Annotated in this window: 15 protein-coding genes; 9 read left to right on the forward strand and 6 right to left on the reverse strand. The window is 69.1% G+C overall.

The window, feature by feature from the left end:
* Window positions 1–123 precede the first annotated feature (123 nt).
* Complete coding sequence (locus QZM15_RS01135; RefSeq protein ID WP_302105602.1) at window positions 124–1,083, forward strand: LysR family transcriptional regulator; 960 nt, start codon at window positions 124–126, stop codon at window positions 1,081–1,083.
* Window positions 1,084–1,182: 99 nt separating this feature from the next.
* The gene (locus QZM15_RS01140) at window positions 1,183–1,974 is read left to right on the forward strand and encodes a uracil permease (RefSeq protein WP_089465525.1); all 792 of its coding nucleotides are present in this window, start codon (window positions 1,183–1,185) and stop codon (window positions 1,972–1,974) included.
* A gap of 58 nt (window positions 1,975–2,032) precedes the next feature.
* On the opposite strand, the gene QZM15_RS01145 is transcribed toward QZM15_RS01140, so the two are convergent.
* Both QZM15_RS01145 and QZM15_RS01150 read right to left on the reverse strand, forming a co-directional pair.
* Window positions 2,033–2,755 carry a haloacid dehalogenase type II gene (locus tag QZM15_RS01145; protein ID WP_302105603.1) on the reverse strand — a complete coding sequence of 241 codons (723 nt, stop codon included), beginning with the start codon at window positions 2,753–2,755 and terminating at the stop codon, window positions 2,033–2,035.
* 240 nt (window positions 2,756–2,995) lie between these two features.
* Window positions 2,996–4,849 carry a sulfatase-like hydrolase/transferase gene (locus QZM15_RS01150; protein ID WP_302105604.1) on the reverse strand — a complete coding sequence of 618 codons (1,854 nt, stop codon included), beginning with the start codon at window positions 4,847–4,849 and terminating at the stop codon, window positions 2,996–2,998.
* A gap of 120 nt (window positions 4,850–4,969) precedes the next feature.
* Here QZM15_RS01150 and QZM15_RS01155 point away from each other — a divergent pair, with 120 nt between their 5' ends.
* Complete coding sequence (locus tag QZM15_RS01155) at window positions 4,970–6,034, forward strand: LysR substrate-binding domain-containing protein (protein WP_302105605.1); 1,065 nt, start codon at window positions 4,970–4,972, stop codon at window positions 6,032–6,034.
* A gap of 285 nt (window positions 6,035–6,319) precedes the next feature.
* Complete coding sequence (locus QZM15_RS01160; RefSeq protein WP_302105606.1) at window positions 6,320–8,569, forward strand: bifunctional diguanylate cyclase/phosphodiesterase; 2,250 nt, start codon at window positions 6,320–6,322, stop codon at window positions 8,567–8,569.
* A gap of 27 nt (window positions 8,570–8,596) precedes the next feature.
* Here QZM15_RS01160 and QZM15_RS01165 read toward each other — a convergent pair whose 3' ends face one another.
* Both QZM15_RS01165 and QZM15_RS01170 read right to left on the reverse strand, forming a co-directional pair.
* Window positions 8,597–9,658, reverse strand: coding sequence for a diguanylate cyclase (locus QZM15_RS01165; protein WP_059639257.1), 1,062 nt, complete (start codon window positions 9,656–9,658; stop codon window positions 8,597–8,599).
* Between the two features lie 67 nt (window positions 9,659–9,725).
* Window positions 9,726–10,730 carry a chemotaxis response regulator protein-glutamate methylesterase gene (locus QZM15_RS01170; protein ID WP_060311152.1) on the reverse strand — a complete coding sequence of 335 codons (1,005 nt, stop codon included), beginning with the start codon at window positions 10,728–10,730 and terminating at the stop codon, window positions 9,726–9,728.
* Window positions 10,731–11,041: 311 nt separating this feature from the next.
* Between QZM15_RS01170 and QZM15_RS01175 the strand changes: the two genes are divergently transcribed.
* The gene (locus QZM15_RS01175) at window positions 11,042–11,470 is read left to right on the forward strand and encodes a hypothetical protein (RefSeq protein WP_059582492.1); all 429 of its coding nucleotides are present in this window, start codon (window positions 11,042–11,044) and stop codon (window positions 11,468–11,470) included.
* A gap of 43 nt (window positions 11,471–11,513) precedes the next feature.
* Here QZM15_RS01175 and QZM15_RS01180 read toward each other — a convergent pair whose 3' ends face one another.
* Window positions 11,514–11,738 (reverse strand): hypothetical protein, encoded by a 225-nt coding sequence (locus QZM15_RS01180; protein WP_050013757.1) that lies wholly within the window; start codon window positions 11,736–11,738, stop codon window positions 11,514–11,516.
* 274 nt (window positions 11,739–12,012) lie between these two features.
* Here QZM15_RS01180 and QZM15_RS01185 point away from each other — a divergent pair, with 274 nt between their 5' ends.
* From QZM15_RS01185 to QZM15_RS01200, 4 genes are all read left to right on the forward strand, one after another.
* Entirely contained in the window at window positions 12,013–12,702 is a 690-nt protein-coding gene (locus tag QZM15_RS01185; RefSeq protein ID WP_059582489.1) for a DUF969 domain-containing protein, read from the forward strand.
* Window positions 12,699–13,649: a DUF979 domain-containing protein gene (locus QZM15_RS01190; RefSeq protein ID WP_302105607.1), complete on the forward strand. Its 951-nt coding sequence runs from the start codon at window positions 12,699–12,701 to the stop codon at window positions 13,647–13,649. The genes QZM15_RS01185 and QZM15_RS01190 overlap by 4 nt, the downstream gene beginning before the upstream one ends.
* A gap of 19 nt (window positions 13,650–13,668) precedes the next feature.
* Window positions 13,669–14,691, forward strand: coding sequence for a DUF2891 domain-containing protein (locus QZM15_RS01195; RefSeq protein WP_124859281.1), 1,023 nt, complete (start codon window positions 13,669–13,671; stop codon window positions 14,689–14,691).
* A 156-nt stretch (window positions 14,692–14,847) separates the two neighbouring features.
* A complete protein-coding gene (locus tag QZM15_RS01200) occupies window positions 14,848–15,912 on the forward strand; it encodes an asparaginase (protein WP_302105608.1) in 1,065 nt (354 codons plus the stop codon).
* Between the two features lie 58 nt (window positions 15,913–15,970).
* Here the strand turns inward: QZM15_RS01200 and QZM15_RS01205 are convergent, their stop codons facing one another.
* Complete coding sequence (locus tag QZM15_RS01205) at window positions 15,971–16,945, reverse strand: LysR family transcriptional regulator (protein WP_302105609.1); 975 nt, start codon at window positions 16,943–16,945, stop codon at window positions 15,971–15,973.
* Between the last annotated feature and the right edge of the window lie 66 nt (window positions 16,946–17,011).

Raw genomic sequence — 17,011 nt, forward strand, 5'->3', positions numbered from 1 at the left:
CGCAGGTCACGGTCGAGTATAGTTATGCGCGGATTCATGATGTACCGACAAAGAAACCGGTTGGATGTGCATTTATGCATATCGACGGCCGGCCCGGAGACGCCCGCCTTTTTCCCCTCGCCGATGCGACATGCCACCGAGCCGGTTTCCGGCAACCTGAACTGGGACGACCTGCGCTTTTTCCTCGAAGTCGCGCGCACGCAGCGCGCGAGCGGCGCGGCGAAGCGTCTCGGCGTCGACTACACGACCGTCGCGCGGCGCATTCGCGCGCTCGAGGCCGCGATGGGCACGCTGCTGTTCGACAAGTCGCGCTCCGGCGGCTTCACGCTGACGGCCGAAGGACAGCGGCTCGTCGCGTATGCGGACGCGATGGAGACGACCGTGCAATCCGCGTGCGATCAGGTCGCGAACACCGGCGAGGCGCTGTCGGGCCACGTGCGGATCGGGTCGACCGAGGGGTTCGGCTGTTTTTTCCTCGCGCCGCAACTCGCGCGGTTCCGCGCCGCGCATCCGCACGTGACGGTCGATCTGCTGCCGGTGCCGCATTTCGTCAACCTGCCCAAGCGCGAGGCCGATCTCGCGATCACGCTCGAGCGGCCCGAGCGCGGGCCTTACGTGGTCACGAAGCTGTGCGACTACCAGTTGCGGCTCTATGCGACGCGCGACTATCTGGCGAACCACGCGCCGATTGCCTGCACGGACGATCTCGCGCGGCACGCGTTCATCAGCTACGTCGACGATCTCGCGTTCAGCAACGAGCTGCTGTACCTCGATCGCGCGGTGCCCGGCGCGACGGCCGGGTTGCGCACGACGAGCGTGATCGCGCAGGTTTTCGCGGCGCTGCAGGGCGGCGGCCTCGCGATCCTGCCGTGCTTCATCGCGGCCACGCAGCCGGCGCTGGTGCCCGTGCTGCCGAACGACGTGGTCGTCACGCGATGTTTCTGGCTGACGTGCCGCGAGGATCTGCGCAAGCTGCGGCGCGTGACCGCGCTGTGGGATTACCTGCGCGCGGCGGCGGATGCGAACCGTGCGTTGCTGGCGGGGGAGTCGGGGGCGCTGAGGTTCGTCGGCGAGCCGGAATAGCAGGTTGCACGCGCGTCGCGACGGCGGCGCGATCGACATGACCGACGTGGATGACGAAACAGCCGGCGGCGATTCGACCGGCTATCGGGGGGAAGGCAGATGGCTTTGACGCATGCGGGCAAGGTTTTCGTGGTGTGCGTGGTCGTATTCGGCGTGGCCGCTTACTGGCTCGCGTCGCGCATGGTGCGCCGCCAGACGGGCGGCAAGCGCGGCTCCGGCGGCGCGGTCGCGTTCTGGTGGCTCGTGTGTTTTTGCCTGGTGTCGCTGTTGTTCCCGTTCGCGTACTGGATCGGCGACGAGATTTACGCGCTTGCGGTGTCGCCGACGTACGAAGCGACCGTCGTGTCCTACCAGTCGGAGTGGGACACCTGCGAGCGCCGCGAAAGCTCGGGGCGAACCTCTTCGTACCGGTGCATCAAGTACACGTCGATCCTGGAAGCCGTGATGCCGAATGGCGAGCGCATCGTGCTGCCCGGCAACATCCGCTCGGGCGCCGTGCCCGAAATCGGCGAGAAGGTCGATGTCGTGTTGCCGCAAGGGGCGCGTCAACTGCACGAGCGCAGCGTGCGCAGTATCGGCCTGCTGGCCGGCGGCGCGGTGATGGTCGCGATCATCGGGTATTTCGTCTATCTGATCGCGGCGTACGGGGCCGGGAAGAAAATCGACAGCGCGGCCCGCTTCGGCATGGCGGCGGTGGTGAACGGGCTCGTGCCGCTCGGCGCGCTGCTGATGGAAATCGCATTCCTGAGCGTGCCGTACCGTTACTGGGTGCACGGGAATCCGCAGCAATGGCCGGTGTGGGTGCTCGCGCTGGGCATGCTGTTCGCGCTGGCGCTGCTGCCGTTGCTGCTGCTCTATGCGCGGGCCGCATGGCGGGCGGTCGTGAAGTAACGGCGCCCCGTCGCCTCGCGGTCGCGGCGCGGGGGGGGGGCGGCCGCGCCGCCGGTAGTCAACCGGGGCAGCCCAGCCGATCGGCGAGTTCGTTCAGATCCCTGACGTCGAAATCCCACGCGTCGTCGGCCTGCAGGTCGGTCGTCTGGCCGGGCCCGTGCTCGGTCGGCCGCAGCACGAACGCGGTCGACAGCCCGAGCCGGCGCGCGGCGGCCAGATCGCCGTTGTGCGCGGCCACGAGGCACAGCTCGGCCGGCGCGAGGCCGAGAATCTCGACCGCTTCGGTATAGACGGCCGGCGACGGCTTGTACGCGCGGGCGACCTCGGCGCCGAGAATCGCGTCCCACGGCAGCCCGCCGTGTTTCGCGACGTCGACCATCAGCCGGATGTTGCCGTTCGACAGCGGCGCGATGATGTAGCGCTGCTTCAGCCGGTGCAGCCCGGCGACGGAGTCGGGCCACGGATCGAGCCGGTGCCATGCGAGATTGAGCGCGTCGATGTCGGCATTGGGCACGTCGACGATCCCGAAACGGTCGAGCGTGCGCACGAGGTTCTCGCGATGCAGCACGTCGAGCCGCACGTAGCGGCGGCGTCCGCTGCGGATTTCTTCCATCGACGGCGAATATTCGGCGCGCCACGCGTCGGCGAACGCGAGCGGGTCGAGCGTCGGCGCGTGACGCTCAAGGAATGCGGCGGCGCCGCGCGCGACGCCGCTTCTCCAGTCGACGATCGTTCCGAAGACATCGAAAACGAGCGCCTTGATTTCGGCAGGGTTCGTCATGGTGATCGAGTGAAGGTCGTTCGATGAGGGGTCACATCGCCGTGCCGCCGGATGGCGTGGCGCCGGTTCGATCGACATTGAATCACGGATACGAAAACCCGACCCGGGAGGCCGCGGTGCGTGGCTCGCGCGCCGGTCGCGCCGGAGCCGGCGCGCGCGGCGACGGCGCGCGGCGGCCGGACGGACGGGACCGGCTGACGCGCGCGCCGAACCTCGACTGGGCCCGGTGCGTTCAGGCGGTCAGTGCCGCTTGCGGATCTGCACCTGCACCTTCCCGTCGCGAATCGGCATCACGTCCGGGCTGTCGTCGCCGACTTCGCTGGCGATCAGGTCGTTCAGGCGGCCGTTCATCGCGAGCAGCAATTCGCCGTGCTGCTTCCTGTCCATCGCGAGATTGCGCATCTCGCCCGGATCGCTCGCGATGTCGAACAACTCGACGTCGTTGCGCGCGAACAGATCCTCCATCGTCGTCGGCCGGTTGAATTCGAGCGGCGAGAAATAGCGCGTGAAGCGGTAGCGGCCGTCGAACACGCTGCGGATCGTGCCGCGCAACCGGAAGTCCGGCTGCTGCGCGAGCGCGCGGCGCAGCCGTTCATCCTCCGGCACGCCTTTCTGCCGCAGCGTGCCGAGTTCCTTCAGCATCCATTCGCTGTCGTAGTACAGCAGCATCGCGTAGTTGAACAGCGTCGCATCGCGCGCCGCGTGCCGTGTCGCGTCCGCCGGTTTCGCCAGCCAGCGCGTGAGGTCGTGCCCCTTCAACGCGCTGCCGCGGATCGTCGCGAGCCGCGCGGCGTCGAGACCGGTGAGTCCGAGCAAGGTCGGCGCGATGTCGATGTGCGACGTCAGCGCATCGCACTGCATGCCGCCCGGATACGCGGGATGCCGGATCACGAGCGGCACGTGATTCTGCGGCTGGTACGCGGCCGCGCCCTTGCCGACGAGCTGGTGCGCGCCGACGTGGTCGCCGTGGTCGGCCGTCATCACGACGATTGTGCGTTCGTCGAGCCCGAGCGACCGCAGCGTCTGCAGCAGGCGCACGACGTGCGTGTCGCAATCGCGGATGCAGTTGAAGTAGTTGTCCTGATAGAGGCGCACGCGTTCGTCGGTGAACGGGTAGCGCCCGACGAGGTTCGCATGCGCGGCGTTGAACATGCCGTGCGCGGGCGGCCGCCCCGGCTCGTCGTACGGCTGCCGCCGCGACGCCGCGAGCGGTACGTCGCGCCATGACGTGCGGTACAGCGCGTCGTTCGGCGGCGGCGCGTTGCCGAGCATCGGATGGTTCGCATCCTGCACCGTCGAGCCGTTCGTGTCGGTGTTCACGAACATCGCGTCGTGCGGGTTCACGAGATTCACCGCGAGGAACCACGGCCTGTCTTCCTTCGCGAGGCGCGGCGCATGGTTGCGCATCCAGCTCACCGCGGCCTCGGCCGTGAGCCCGTCGTACTGGTAGCCGCCGCGCACCATGCCGATCAGGTCGCCCACGCCGAAGTAGTCGTCGAAGCCGTACGCGCGGATCGTGCGGTTGTAGTCGGCCACGGGCGCCGTGTACGGGCTCGCGGTCTCGTGCATCGACGCGCTCAAGTGCCACTTGCCGAGATACGCGGCGTAGTAGCCGGCATCGCGCAGCATGTGGCCGACGGTGCGTATGTCCGGCGACATGTCCTGTTGCCAGGGCAGGCCCGCGTTGTCGAGCACGCCGGTGTGCTGGATGTGCTGCCCCGTATAGACCGTCGAGCGCGACGGCGAGCACACGCATGCGGCGATCTGGTGATGCATGAACGTGATGCCGTCGCGGCGCAGCGCTTCGCGGCCGGGCACCGGGAACGGCCAGCGATCGAAGTGGCGTTCCTGGTCGGTCAGGATGAACAGGATGTTGTAGCCGGCAGGCGGGGTGGCGGGCGCCGTTGCGGCGCCGCGCAAGCCGGGATCGACGGCTGAGGCGGTCGCGGTACCGGCGGCCGGGGCCGGCGGCGGCGGGTTCGCGGCCAGCGCATCGGCGCCGATGCCGGCCGACGCGACGGCCGCACCGGCCAGCTTGAGGAACCGACGCCGCGCGGTGGGCTCGGTGGCGGGGGCGTCCTGATCGTCTTTCACGTCGGCTGTCTCCTGGTCATGCACGGCTCGTGCCGGGGGTTTTCATGCCGACGACTATGCGGCAGGATCGCGTATCGATCGATGAAAGATCAGGGTCGATCGATAACCTGACGAACATGAATGACGGAGACGCCCGTGATCCTCGACCCCCGCGGCCCGGCCGGCCGCACGCGACCGGACCCGCTCGCGCCGCCCGGCGCGCCGGCCCACGAGCAGCGCATCGCGCAGGCGCTGCGGCGGCTGCGTGTGCGCGACATGGAAACGCTCGATACGCTCGGCCGCACACGCAGCTTCGCGCGCACGTCCGAGGCCGCGTCGATCACGCAGCCGGCGCTGTCGAAATGGCTGCGCGAGCTCGAGGACTCGCTCGGGCTGCCGCTGTTCGAGCGCACGTCGCGGCGGGTCGCGCCGACGGCATACGGCGATGCGCTGCTCGAATGCATCGGCCGCGTGCTGACCGACATGCGCGGCGTCGCACCCGCGTTCGACGCGTTGCGGACCGGCGCCGGCCGACCGGTGTCGATCGGCCTGCTGCCGAACATGGCGCCGCAACTGATTCCGGGCGCGCTCGCGTGGCTGCGGGAAGCCGGCCGCCCCGTACAGCTCAACGTGCGGGAAGACACGCTCGACCGGATGCTCGTGCAGGCGCGGCGCCACGAGCTCGACCTGCTCGTGTGCCGGCTCGACGCGTCGGCGTTGAGCGCGGGGCTCGCCGTCGCGCCGTTGTACCGCGACGACATGATCGTCGTGTGCGGGCCGCGCCATCCGTTGCTCGGGCGTGCGCGGATCGGCTGGCGCGACGCCGCCGCGTTTCCGTGGATCGCGCCGCCGTTCGGTTCTCCCGCGCGCACGGCGCTCGATGCCGAGTTCGCGAAGGCCGGCCTGGCGCCGCCGGCCGTGCTGATGGAGTCGGTGTCGTGGCAGACCAACCGGGCGGTCGCCGACCAGTCGCCGTGCCTGTTCGTGCAGTCGGCCCGCGCGTTCGACCTCGCCGCGCGGGCCGGCGAGCGCGTCGGCCGGCTGCCGCTGAAGTTGTCGACGATGCCGGAGACGGTCGGTGCGTTGTATGCGGCGCCGGCGAGCGTGTCGGTCGCCGCGGCGATCGACGCGCTGAGCGCGGTGACGCGCACGCATCCTGGCGCGGACGAGCGACCGGGAACGGAGCGGGGCGCGGACACATTCTGACGGATCGTTTTCGGAGAACGCGCGCGCGGCCTTCGTGCGGTGCAGCAACCTGGCGGCGAACCGTTCGCCGCTGGCGGGGGCGGCGCGGCAACCGAGCGTATCCCCTGATGGAAGCAGGTATGCCGATCGTCACGGATTGGTGTTAAATAGATTTCGGCGCGCCCTCGCTCGGCGCGCAAACGGGGCGCACCGGGCATCGGCGTAAACCCGAGGCGGAACAGGGCACGAAATATCGAAAACGAATCGGGCGCATCAGACCCGGTCGGACAGACGGCAGGATTCACTTTGAATACCGAACCGCAAAGTTCTCGCTACAGCCTCGGGCTCGCCGCGGAAGTGCTCGCATCCGAGCAGAGCGTGCTGAGGCTGATCACACGCAACACGCCGCTGCCGGAACTGTTGATCGAGGTTTGCCGGCGTGCCGAGGCTTTGCTCGGCGACGGCGCGTCGTGCACGATCCTGCTGCTCGATACGGACGGCATGCACGTGCGCGTGGGCGCGGCGCCGTCGTTGCCCGCGCAGTACAGCGCGGCGATCGACGGCGCGACGATCGGGCCCGCGGCCGGCTCGTGCGGCACCGCGATGTACGAGCGCCGGATGGTCACCGTCGAGGACATCGAAACCGATCCGCTATGGGCCGACTACCGCGCGATCGCGTTGCCGCTGGGCTTGCGCGCGTGCTGGTCGGTGCCGTTCCTCGACGATGCGGGCGCCGTGCTCGGCGCGTTCGCCGTCTATCACCCGCGGCCGTGCCGGCCCAGCGACGAGGAAACCGCGCTGTTGCGCGATATCGGCAACAGCGTCGGCCTCGCGGTGCATCAGGACCGGATCGCGCGCCAGCTCGCGCGCAGCGAGGAACATCACCGGCTCGTCGTCAACAGCCTGAGCGAGGGCATCCTCGTCGTCTCGCGCGATGGCGTCGTGATCGCGAGCAATCCGAGCGCGAACCGGATGATGCGCGTGAAGGGCGAGCTCGTCGGCCGCCGGCTGTCGACGGTGATCCTGCGCAAGCTGCGCGAGGACGGCACGCCGATCGAGCCGCACGACTGGCCGAGCCGGCGCGCGCTCGAGACGGCCACGCCGATGCTCGACTATACGGTCGGCTTCGGTCTCGCGGACGGCGACATCATCTGGGTGCGCGGCAACGCGGTGCCGATCGTCAGGCCGGGCGACACGCAGGCCGATTCGGTGCTCGTATCGTTCAACGACATCGGCCCCGTGCGCGAAGCGCAGCAGCAGTTGCGCTACATGGCGACCCGCGACGCGCTGACGGGCCTCTACAACCGCCGCTGGCTCGGCGACCGCATGCGCGAGCTGTTCGGCGTGCCCGACGCGGCGGGCGGGCCCGCGCGCGTTGCGATCCTGTTCATCGATCTGGTCGGCTTCAAGAAGGTCAACGACACGGCCGGCCACGACGCGGGCGACGCGCTGCTGCGCAGCGTCGCGTCGCGGCTCGCGGCCTGCGCGGACGACCGCTACGCGCTCACGCGCGTCGGCGGCGACGAGTTCGTGATCCTCGTCGACGACTGCGACGATCCCGACCGTCTCGCGGTGCTCGCGCGCGAGGTGATCGACGCGATCGCGAAGCCGTTCGCGATCGCGAACAACGAATACTGGCTCGGCGTATCGATCGGCATCAGCGTCGCGCCGCGCGACGGCGACGATGCGGTGACGCTGATGCGCAACGCCGATTCGGCGATGTACGACGCGAAGCAGCGCGGCCGCAACCACTTCACGTTCTTCACCGCGCAGCTCAACCTGCGGCTGCAGCGCCGCTTCGCGATCGAGCAGTCGCTGCGGCGCGCGCTGGCGTCGGACACGCTGAGGCTCGCGTATCAGCCCGTCGTCGATGCGCGCAGCGGCCGCACGGTCGGCGCCGAGGCGCTGCTGCGCTGGACGAGCCCCGAGCTCGGGCCGATGTCGCCGGCGGAATTCATTCCGGTCGCGGAAGATACGGGGCTGATCGTCGCGATCGGCCAGTGGGTGCTCGAAACCGCGTGCCGGCAGGCCGCCGAGTGGCGTCGCACGATCGCGCCGGACCTGATGCTGGCCGTCAACCTGTCGCCGCGGCAGTTCCACGAGGGGCTCGTCGAATCGGTCGGCCGCTGTCTCGCGCAAACGCGGCTTGACCCGTCCGCGCTGGAACTGGAGATCACCGAAGGCGTGCTGATGAACGACACGGACACCGTGCTGCCGATGCTCGAAGCGCTCACGGACATGAACGTGCGGATTTCGGTCGACGATTTCGGCACCGGCTATTCGTCGCTCGCGTACCTGAAGCGCTTTCCGCTGCACAACCTGAAGGTCGACCGCTCGTTCGTGTCGGGCGTGCCCGATCATCACGACTCGGTCGCGATCACGCAGGCGGTTGTCGCGATGGCGCATTCGCTCGGGATGAAGGTCACGGCCGAGGGCGTCGAGACGCAGGCGCAGTCGTGGTTCCTGCAGCAGATCGGCTGCGACATGCAGCAGGGCTACCTGTTCAGCCGCCCGCTCGACGCGGGCGACTACGCGCGCCGGCTCGGCGCCGCCTGAGCGCGGCGCGTTCGCCGGTTGCAGCCGCTACCGAGCGCCGAACCCGCCGGCGTCCGGCGGCGTCGACGACGGATCGATCTCGACCCGGTTTTTGCCCGCGTGCTTCGCGCGATAGAGCGCGCGGTCGGCCGCCTCGATCAGGACGGTCGTCGGCAGGCCGGGCGCGGGCACGATGCTCGCGCCGCCGATGCTGATCGTCACGGTCTGGTTGCCCGTCGACGAATGCGCGTGCCGCAGTCGCAGCGCCTCGACCGCGAGCCGGATCTTCTCGCCGAGCAGCCGCGCGGCGCCGGGCGACGTGCCGGGCATCACGACCGCGAATTCCTCGCCGCCGAAGCGCGCGGCGAGATCGCCCGATTGCCCGAGGCAGCGCTCGATCGTCGACGCGATCTGCTTGAGCACGCTGTCGCCCGACACGTGCCCGTACGTGTCGTTGTACAGCTTGAAGTTGTCGACGTCGATCATCAGCAGCGACAGCTCGCTGCGCTCGCGTGTGCCGCGCCGCCACTCGGCGGCCAGGTATTCGTCGAGATAGCGGCGGTTCGACAGCCCGGTCAGGCCGTCGGAGTGCGTGAGGCGCCGCAGTTCGAGATTGGCCTCGAGCAGTTGCTGCTGCGACTGCCGCAACGCGCGATAGGCCTCGTCGCGCTGCAGCAGGTTCAGGTACGAGCGCGAGTGGTAGCGGATGCGCGCGACCAGCTCGATGCGATCGGGCAGCTTGACCAGATAGTCGTTCGCGCCGGACGCGAACGCGGCGCTCTTGATCACCGGTTCTTCCTGCGTCGACAGCACGATGATCGGCACGTCGCGCGTGGCCGGATTCGCGCGGTACGCCCGCACGAGGCTCAGCCCGTCGGTGCCCGGCATTACGAGGTCCTGCAGGATCACGGTCGGGCGCGTCTCGATCGCGGCGGCCATCGCGTCGTCCGAGCGCGGGCAGTAGTGGAAGTCGATGCCTTCCTCGTCGACGAGCGCGCGCCGCACGGCTTCCGCGACGATCGTCTGGTCGTCGACCAGCAGCACCATCGCCGGCGCGTCGGCGGGCGACGCGCTCGGGCCGCCGGGCGGGCGAGTCAGGTCAATCGTCATGGTCGATGCGGGTTGTTGCGGTTGTTGCAGGAGCAGGCATGGGTGTTGCACGTGGTCATCGTCGGGCTCAGATACGCGCGAGCGCGGCGAGTTCGCCCGCGATGCGCCCGAGCGGCAGGATCGCGCGCGCCGCGCCGAGCGTCGCGGCCGCCTTCGGCATCCCGTACACGGCGCTCGTCGCCTCGTCCTGCGCGATCGTATGGTAGCCCTTCATCCGCAGCGCCTTCAGGCCGATCGCGCCGTCGCGGCCCATCCCCGTCAGCAGCACGCCGATCACGCGGCCCGGCCAGTGCTCGGTCAGGCTGTTGAAGAACACGTCGACCGACGGGCGATACGGCGTGGCGGCCGGTTCCCGCGTGTATTCGAGCGTGCCGGCGCGCGTGACGCGCAGGTGATCGTCGGTCGCCGCGAGCAGCGCGACGCCCGGCTGCGGGCGGTCGCCCGCGCGGGCGACGCGCACGGTGAGCCGGGTCTGGCCGTCGAGCCATTGCGCCATGCCTTCGGCGAACGCGCGATCGACGTGCTGCACGATCACGATCGGCGCATTGAAATCGGCCGGCAGGCTGCCGAGGATCGACGCGAGCGCGCCGGGGCCGCCGGCCGATGCGCCGATCGCGACCAGCGGGCCGCCGCCGGTGCGTGCGGCCGCGCCGGCGATGCGCGCGCCGCCCGGCGCGTCGAGCAGGTGGCCGATCTGGTCGATCTTCGCGAGCAGCAGTTTCGTCGTGTCGCCGGCCGCGCCGTCGCCGAGCCGCGGCGTGTCGACCGCGTCGAGCGCACCGGCGCCCATCGCCTCGAACACGCGCCACGCGTTCGCGCCGATGCAGCTCGTCACGATCAGGATCGCGCACGGTCGTTCGGAACGCATGATCCGGCGGGTCGCCTCGATCCCGTCGCATTTCGGCATGATCAGGTCCATCAGGACGATGTCGGGCGGCTGCGTGGCGCACAGTTCGACGGCTTGCGCGCCGTCGGTCGCGACCCACAGCACGCGGTGCTCGGGCCGTCGCGCGATCGCGCGGCGCATCGCCTCGACGGCTAGCGGGAGGTCGTTGACGATGCCGATGTTCACAAGCGGAATTCTCCGGTCGGTTCGTGGTGTTGGAGCTGGGCCGGGTTCATGGAGGGGGCAGCCTGTTCGGCGCGGCCGAACGGCATCGGCGGCCGGACGGCGCGGCATTCTTTTCGGTTGGCGACGCCCGAATGCTGTCATGCGGCGCGGGCGGCGGCAATCGAAAAATTTGCGCATTGCGCCGTTTCAGTACGTTTCCTCTATGGCGATGCCGCATTGCGTGCCAGCGGGCCAGTCGATCCTGTCCCGACAGGCCGCGAAAGTCCGCATGTTACCGTGCCGGCATCGACAAACAGAAAGGAGGGAACCGGATGACCGCGCCCGAAACCGTACTCGTCAGCCGCGCTCCATACGCGCCGATCGTGATCGAGCAGGACGGCCGTTTGCTGTACCGAATCCACATCGAGAGCGGGCACGCGTCGTTCCACCGCGATTTCCCGGTCGAACCCGACGCGGTGCGCGTGCTGCGCGACGATGCCGAGCGCTACTACTTCCTGTTCGCCGCGCTTCACCATCCGTATCAGCTGCGCGCGACGAACCTCTCCGACGCGGAGCGCGAGCGCCATTTCGGCACGATCCTGTTTGCCGGCCGCGACGAGGTCGAAGCCTTCATGACGGAACGCGATCGCGCGAGCAACGGCGCGGTGGCGAACCTGCTGAGGATCTTCACGCAGGCCGATTACCGGCAAATGCGCGAGGGCCGGTGGTTCGGCGTGGGCGCGGGCACGCCGGCCGCATAGCGGGTCGTACCGTGCATCGGGTAGCGGCCGCGCCGCCGCGCCGTCAATGGCTGCGCGCGTAGCCCTGGATCAGCGCGCGCATCATTCCCTCGACCGTCGCATCGCGCAGGTCGTCTTCCTGCTCGGCTTCCTCGACGAGCGCGGCATAGGCGGTCGCGAGCGTCACGCGGTCGACTTCATGGCGTTGCTCCATCAGCGTCACCATCCCGTCCTTCGCCAGATGGGCGGAGAACGCGCGGCTGCCGATGGTCTGGAATACGTCAATCATGGCGGCTCTCCCGTACGTTGCCGATGCTTTCCAGTGTAGTCGGCGTGCCGCGGCCGCGCCACGCGGGCGGGCCGGCACGCCCGATTCATCGGATGAAATGCGGTCGACACACGGTGCGCGCACGGTGTGCCGCTTCAACGTTTACCCGAACCTGCAAATTGTCGACTTTTTATCGATAAAGTCTCGTGTTAGATTTCGCCGTCCGAGCCCGATGCAAACCGGGCCGGCCGCGCGCGGCCGACGTGCCGCGTGTCCCCAGACACGAGGAGGAGAAATGCTGGTGCTGATTGGGGTGCCGATCGTCGTGATCGGCTTCGCGCTGCGCTTCAATGCGCTGCTGGTGGTCACGATCGCGGGGCTCGCGACGGGGCTGGCGGGCGGGCTGAATCTCGTCGACATCGTCAGCGCGTTCGGCAAGGCGTTCACCGAGAACCGCTACATGGGGCTGATCTGGCTCACGCTGCCGGTGATCGCGCTGCTCGAGCGCAACGGGCTCAAGGAGCAGGCGAAGCGGATGATCTCGCGGGTGCAGGCGGCCACCACGGGCCGCGTGCTGATGCTGTACTTCGTGCTGCGCCAGGGGACGGCCGCGCTCGGCCTCACGTCGCTCGGCGGCCATGCGCAGATGGTGCGGCCGCTGATCGCGCCGATGGCCGAGGCTGCCGCGGTCGGCCGGCACGGCGAGCTGCCCGAGTCGGTGCGCCAGCAGATCCGCGCGCATGCGTCGGGCGCCGACAACGTCGCCGTGTTCTTCGGCGAGGACATCTTCATCGCGATCCAGTCGATCCTGCTGATCAAGGGCTTTCTCGAACAGAACGGCATCTCCATCGAGCCGCTGCACCTGTCGGTGTGGGCGATCCCGACCGCCGTCGCCGCGCTGCTGATTCACTGCACGCGCCTCGCGCTGCTCGACCGCCGGCTTGCGCGCGGCTTCGGCCTGGTGAAGCAGGAGGGCGCGCGATGATCGGCCTCGAATCGCTGTACACGCTCGCGGGCCTGATGTTCGCCGCGTTCGCGTACTTCAACCTGACGGACCGCACGAACCCGCGTCGCGTCGTCAATTTCGCGTTCTGGGCCATTTACGCGGTCACGTTCCTGTTCGGTGCGCTGCTGCCGCATTTCGTGACGGGCTGCCTCGCGATCGCGCTCGCGGTGATCGCCGGTTCGGGCAAGCTTGGCCGCGGCCAGTCCGACGAGGCGGGCGGTGCGGCGGCGGTGCGGCGCGAGACGCTCGCGCAGCGGTTCGGCAACCGGCTGTTCCTGCCCGCGCTGCTGATTCCGGTCGTCACGCTGATCGGCACGTTCGCGCTGAAACTCCTGCCGTTCGTCGAGCCGAAGAGCGTGACGCTGATCTCGCTCGTGCTCGGCACGATCGTCGCGTTCGTCGTCGCGCTCGCGATGCTGCGCGATTCGCCCGTGCATGCGCTGAAGGAAGCGCGTCACACGATGGATGCGGTCGGCTGGGCCGCGATCCTGCCGCAGATGCTCGCGGCGCTCGGCGCGCTGTTCGCGGTCGCGGGCGTCGGCGGCGTGGTGTCGGGGCTCGTGAAGGAGTGGGTGCCGATCGATTCGCCGTTCGCGGTGGTCGCGGCCTACACGGTCGGCATGGCGCTGTTCACGATGGTCATGGGCAACGGCTTCGCCGCGTTTCCGGTGATGACGGCCGGCATCGGCCTGCCGTTGATCGTCCATCAATTCCACGGCAATCCGGCGATCATGGGCGCGATCGGGATGCTGAGCGGCTTCTGCGGTACGCTGATGACGCCGATGGCCGCGAACTTCAACATCGTGCCCGCGGCGCTGCTCGAACTGAAGGACAAGAACGGCGTGATCAAGACGCAGTGGCCGACGGCCGTGCTGCTGCTGGCCGTGAACACGCTGCTGATGTACGCGTTCGTATTCCGCTTCTGATTCGATGGAAGAGATCCTCATGACCGACCGACTCACCCCCGAACTCGCGTCGAAATTCGCGTCGCTCGCGCTCGCGCACCTGACTCGCGAATATCCGAACAAGCTCACGCATGCGCTCGAAGGGCCGCACGACGTGCAGGGCCCGCGCGCGCTGCACCCGATCTTCTACGGCAGCTACGACTGGCACTCGTGCGTGCACGGCTACTGGCTCGTGCTGCGCGTGCTCGAACGCTACCCGGCATTGCCGGAGGCCGAGCGCATCGTCGCGATCGTCGACGCGCACTTTACCGACGCGAACGTCGCCGGCGAACGCGCGTATCTCGCGCTGCCGCACAACGCGGGCTTCGAGCGGCCGTATGGCTGGGCGTGGCTGCTCGCGCTCGCCGCGCAACTCGAGCGGCTTGCGCTGAAGGGCGCGCTGCCGCAGGCCGCGCGCTGGGCGAAGACGATGGCGCCGCTGGCCGACCTGTTCGTGTCGCGCTTCGAGACTTTCCTGCCAAAGGCCACCTATCCTCTGCGTGTCGGCACGCACTTCAACACCGCGTTCGCGCTGGCGCTTGCGCTCGATTTCGCCCGCGACACGCAGCGCGACGGGCTCGCCGCGCTGATCGTCGATACCGCGAAGCGCTGGCACCTGAACGACGTCGCGTGCCAGGCGTGGGAGCCGTCGGGCGATGAATTCCTGTCGCCCGCGCTGATGGAAGCCGAACTGATGCGCCGCGTGCTGCCGGCCGCCGAATTCGACGGCTGGTTCGCGCGCTTCCTGCCCGATCTCGCGAGCGGCGAGCCGGCGACGCTGTTCGAGCCGGCGACCGTCAGCGACCGCAGCGACGGCAAGATCGCGCACCTCGACGGGCTGAACCTGAGCCGTGCGTGGTGCCAGCGGTCGCTGGCCGGCGCGCTGCCGCAAGGCGACGAGCGGCGCGCGAAGCTGCTCGACGCGGCCGACCGGCATCTCGCGAGCGCGCTCGCGCACGTGGCCGGCGACTACATGGGCGAGCACTGGCTCGCCACGTTCGCGTTGCTCGCGCTGGACGCGTAGCGCGCCACGGGCGTTCGTGGGGCGCGCTTGCCTTTGCGTCGCATGCAACACCGCTTTCCATGTCAGGGCCGACGCGCGGCGGCGACGACTCGCTACACTGCCATACCGGTTGGACGGGCCCCGGCGTCAGGCCCCCGAGCAAGGAGACAAAAGAGGATGGACACCCCACGCGCAGCGGTCGTCACGTACCGCGGCAATGCGATCGAGAACACGCACGTCGCCCATGTGGCGGTCGTCGATGCACGCGGCCGGCTGCTGGCCCGGTTCGGCGATCCGTTTCGGATGACGCTCGCGCGGTCGGCGGCCAAGCCGGCCCAGGCGCTGTCGGTGATCGAGACGGGCGCGCCGGAGCGCTTCGGCTTCGACGACGCGGACATCGCGCTGATGTGTGCATCGCACAGCAGCGAGGACCGTCACATCGAACGCACGCGCGCGATGCTCGCGAAGGTCGCCGCGCACGAAGCGGATCTGCGCTGCGGCGGCCATCCGCCGTTGTCCGACGCGGTGTACCGTTCATGGATCAAGCGCGACTACACGCCGACCGGCGTATGCAGCAACTGTTCGGGCAAGCATGTCGGGATGCTTGCCGGCGCGCAGGCGATCGGCGCGGCGATCGCCGATTACCATCTGCCCGACCATCCGATGCAGGTGCGCGTGAAGCAGGTAGTGGCCGATGCGTGCGGCCTGCGCGACGATGAAGTCGTCTGGGGCATCGACGGCTGCAACCTGCCGACGCCGGCGTTCCCGCTGGATCGGCTGGCGCGCCTGTACGCGTCGCTGGCCGACGGCGCGGACGCGGTGGAAGCGGGCGGTGCCCAGGTGACGGACCGGATCCGCGCACTGGCGCGCATTCATCGCGCGATGACCGCCCATCCGGAACTGGTCGCCGGTGAAGGGCGCTATTGCACGGTGCTGATGAACGCATTCGGGAGGCAAGTGGTCGGCAAGCTCGGCGCGGATGCGTGCTACGGGATCGGCGTGCGCGCGTCGGAACGCACGCGGCAACTCGGCGCCGATGGCGCGCTCGGCATCTCGGTGAAGATCGAGGACGGCAATCTCGACGTGCTGTACATGGTCGTCAGCGAAATCCTCGAGCGGCTGCAGATCGGCACGGCCGAGCAGCGTGCGCAACTGGCCGGCTTCCACCGCCCGCCGATGCTCAACACGCAGGGCGTCGAGTTCGGGCACGCGACGTTCCCGTTCGAATTGCAGGCGGCCTGAGCGCGGTTACCGCGCCGATGCCGCCGGCCCGTGACCCGGGCATGCGCATCGGCGCGCGCTACGCGCGTGCGGCGCGAATCCTCGCGAGTTCGCGCGCCGACAGCTCGCCGATCTGCGCGAGGTGTTCCACCAGAAAGTCCTTCAGCACGCGCAGCTTCGCCGAGCTGCGCCGGTTCGCCAGATACGCGATGTAGATGTATTCGCCGGTCAGCCGGTTCTGCAGCCGGTGGCGCGGCAGCACGGGTTCGAGCTCGCCGCTCGCGAGCAGGTCACGCACGAGCCAGATTTCGAATTCCGCGATGCCGAGCCCCGCGCAGGTCGCTTCCAGCAGCAGCTCCGAATGGTCGGTGACGAGATTGCCGGCCGGCAGCACGCTGTGCCGCGCATCGCCGCTCACGAGCTCCCAGCGCGGATCGCCTTCGGGGTGCACGTAGCGCAGGCAGTTGTGGTGCTTCAGGTCGTCCGGCGTCGCCGGGCGCCCGCAGCGGTCGAGGTAGCCGGGCGTCGCGCACAGGATGCTGTCGTTGCGCGACAGCCGGTGGACGACCAGGTTGTCCAGGTAGTTCTCGCCTTCGTGGATGTCGAGATCGAAGCCGCCGGCCACGAGGTCGTTGTGGTTGTCGGTCAGGCGCACGTCGAGCTGGATCGTCGGATAGCGCGCCAGAAACGGCGCGATCAGCGGCGCGAGATGACGGCGGCCGAACGCGACGGGCGCGGTGAGCTTCAGCGGGCCGCTCGGCTGCGCATTCAGCTCGGCGACGACGCGCAGCGTGTCGTCGAGATCGGCGATCAGCGTGACCGCACGTTCCAGGTAGATATGGCCGGCTTCGGTGAGCGTCACGCTGTGCGTCGAGCGGTGCAGCAGCGCGACGCCGAGTGCCTCCTCGATCGCCGTGACCTTGCGCGCGACGGTGGACGTCGACACGTGCATCTCCTTCGCCACCGCCGAAAAACTCCCCGTTTCGACCACGCGCACGAACGCGCGCATCGCGCCGAGGTGATCGATGCCGGTTTCTCTCGCACCTTTTTTCATTCGATTCTCGCTGTTGCGTCCCACGCAAAACCGCTTTCGATAATACAGAAGCGAGCTTGTTTTTGC

It is taken from the genome of Burkholderia sp. AU44665 (assembly GCF_030504405.1).
In the GTDB taxonomy this organism is placed as follows: Bacteria; Pseudomonadota; Gammaproteobacteria; order Burkholderiales; family Burkholderiaceae; genus Burkholderia; species Burkholderia semiarida.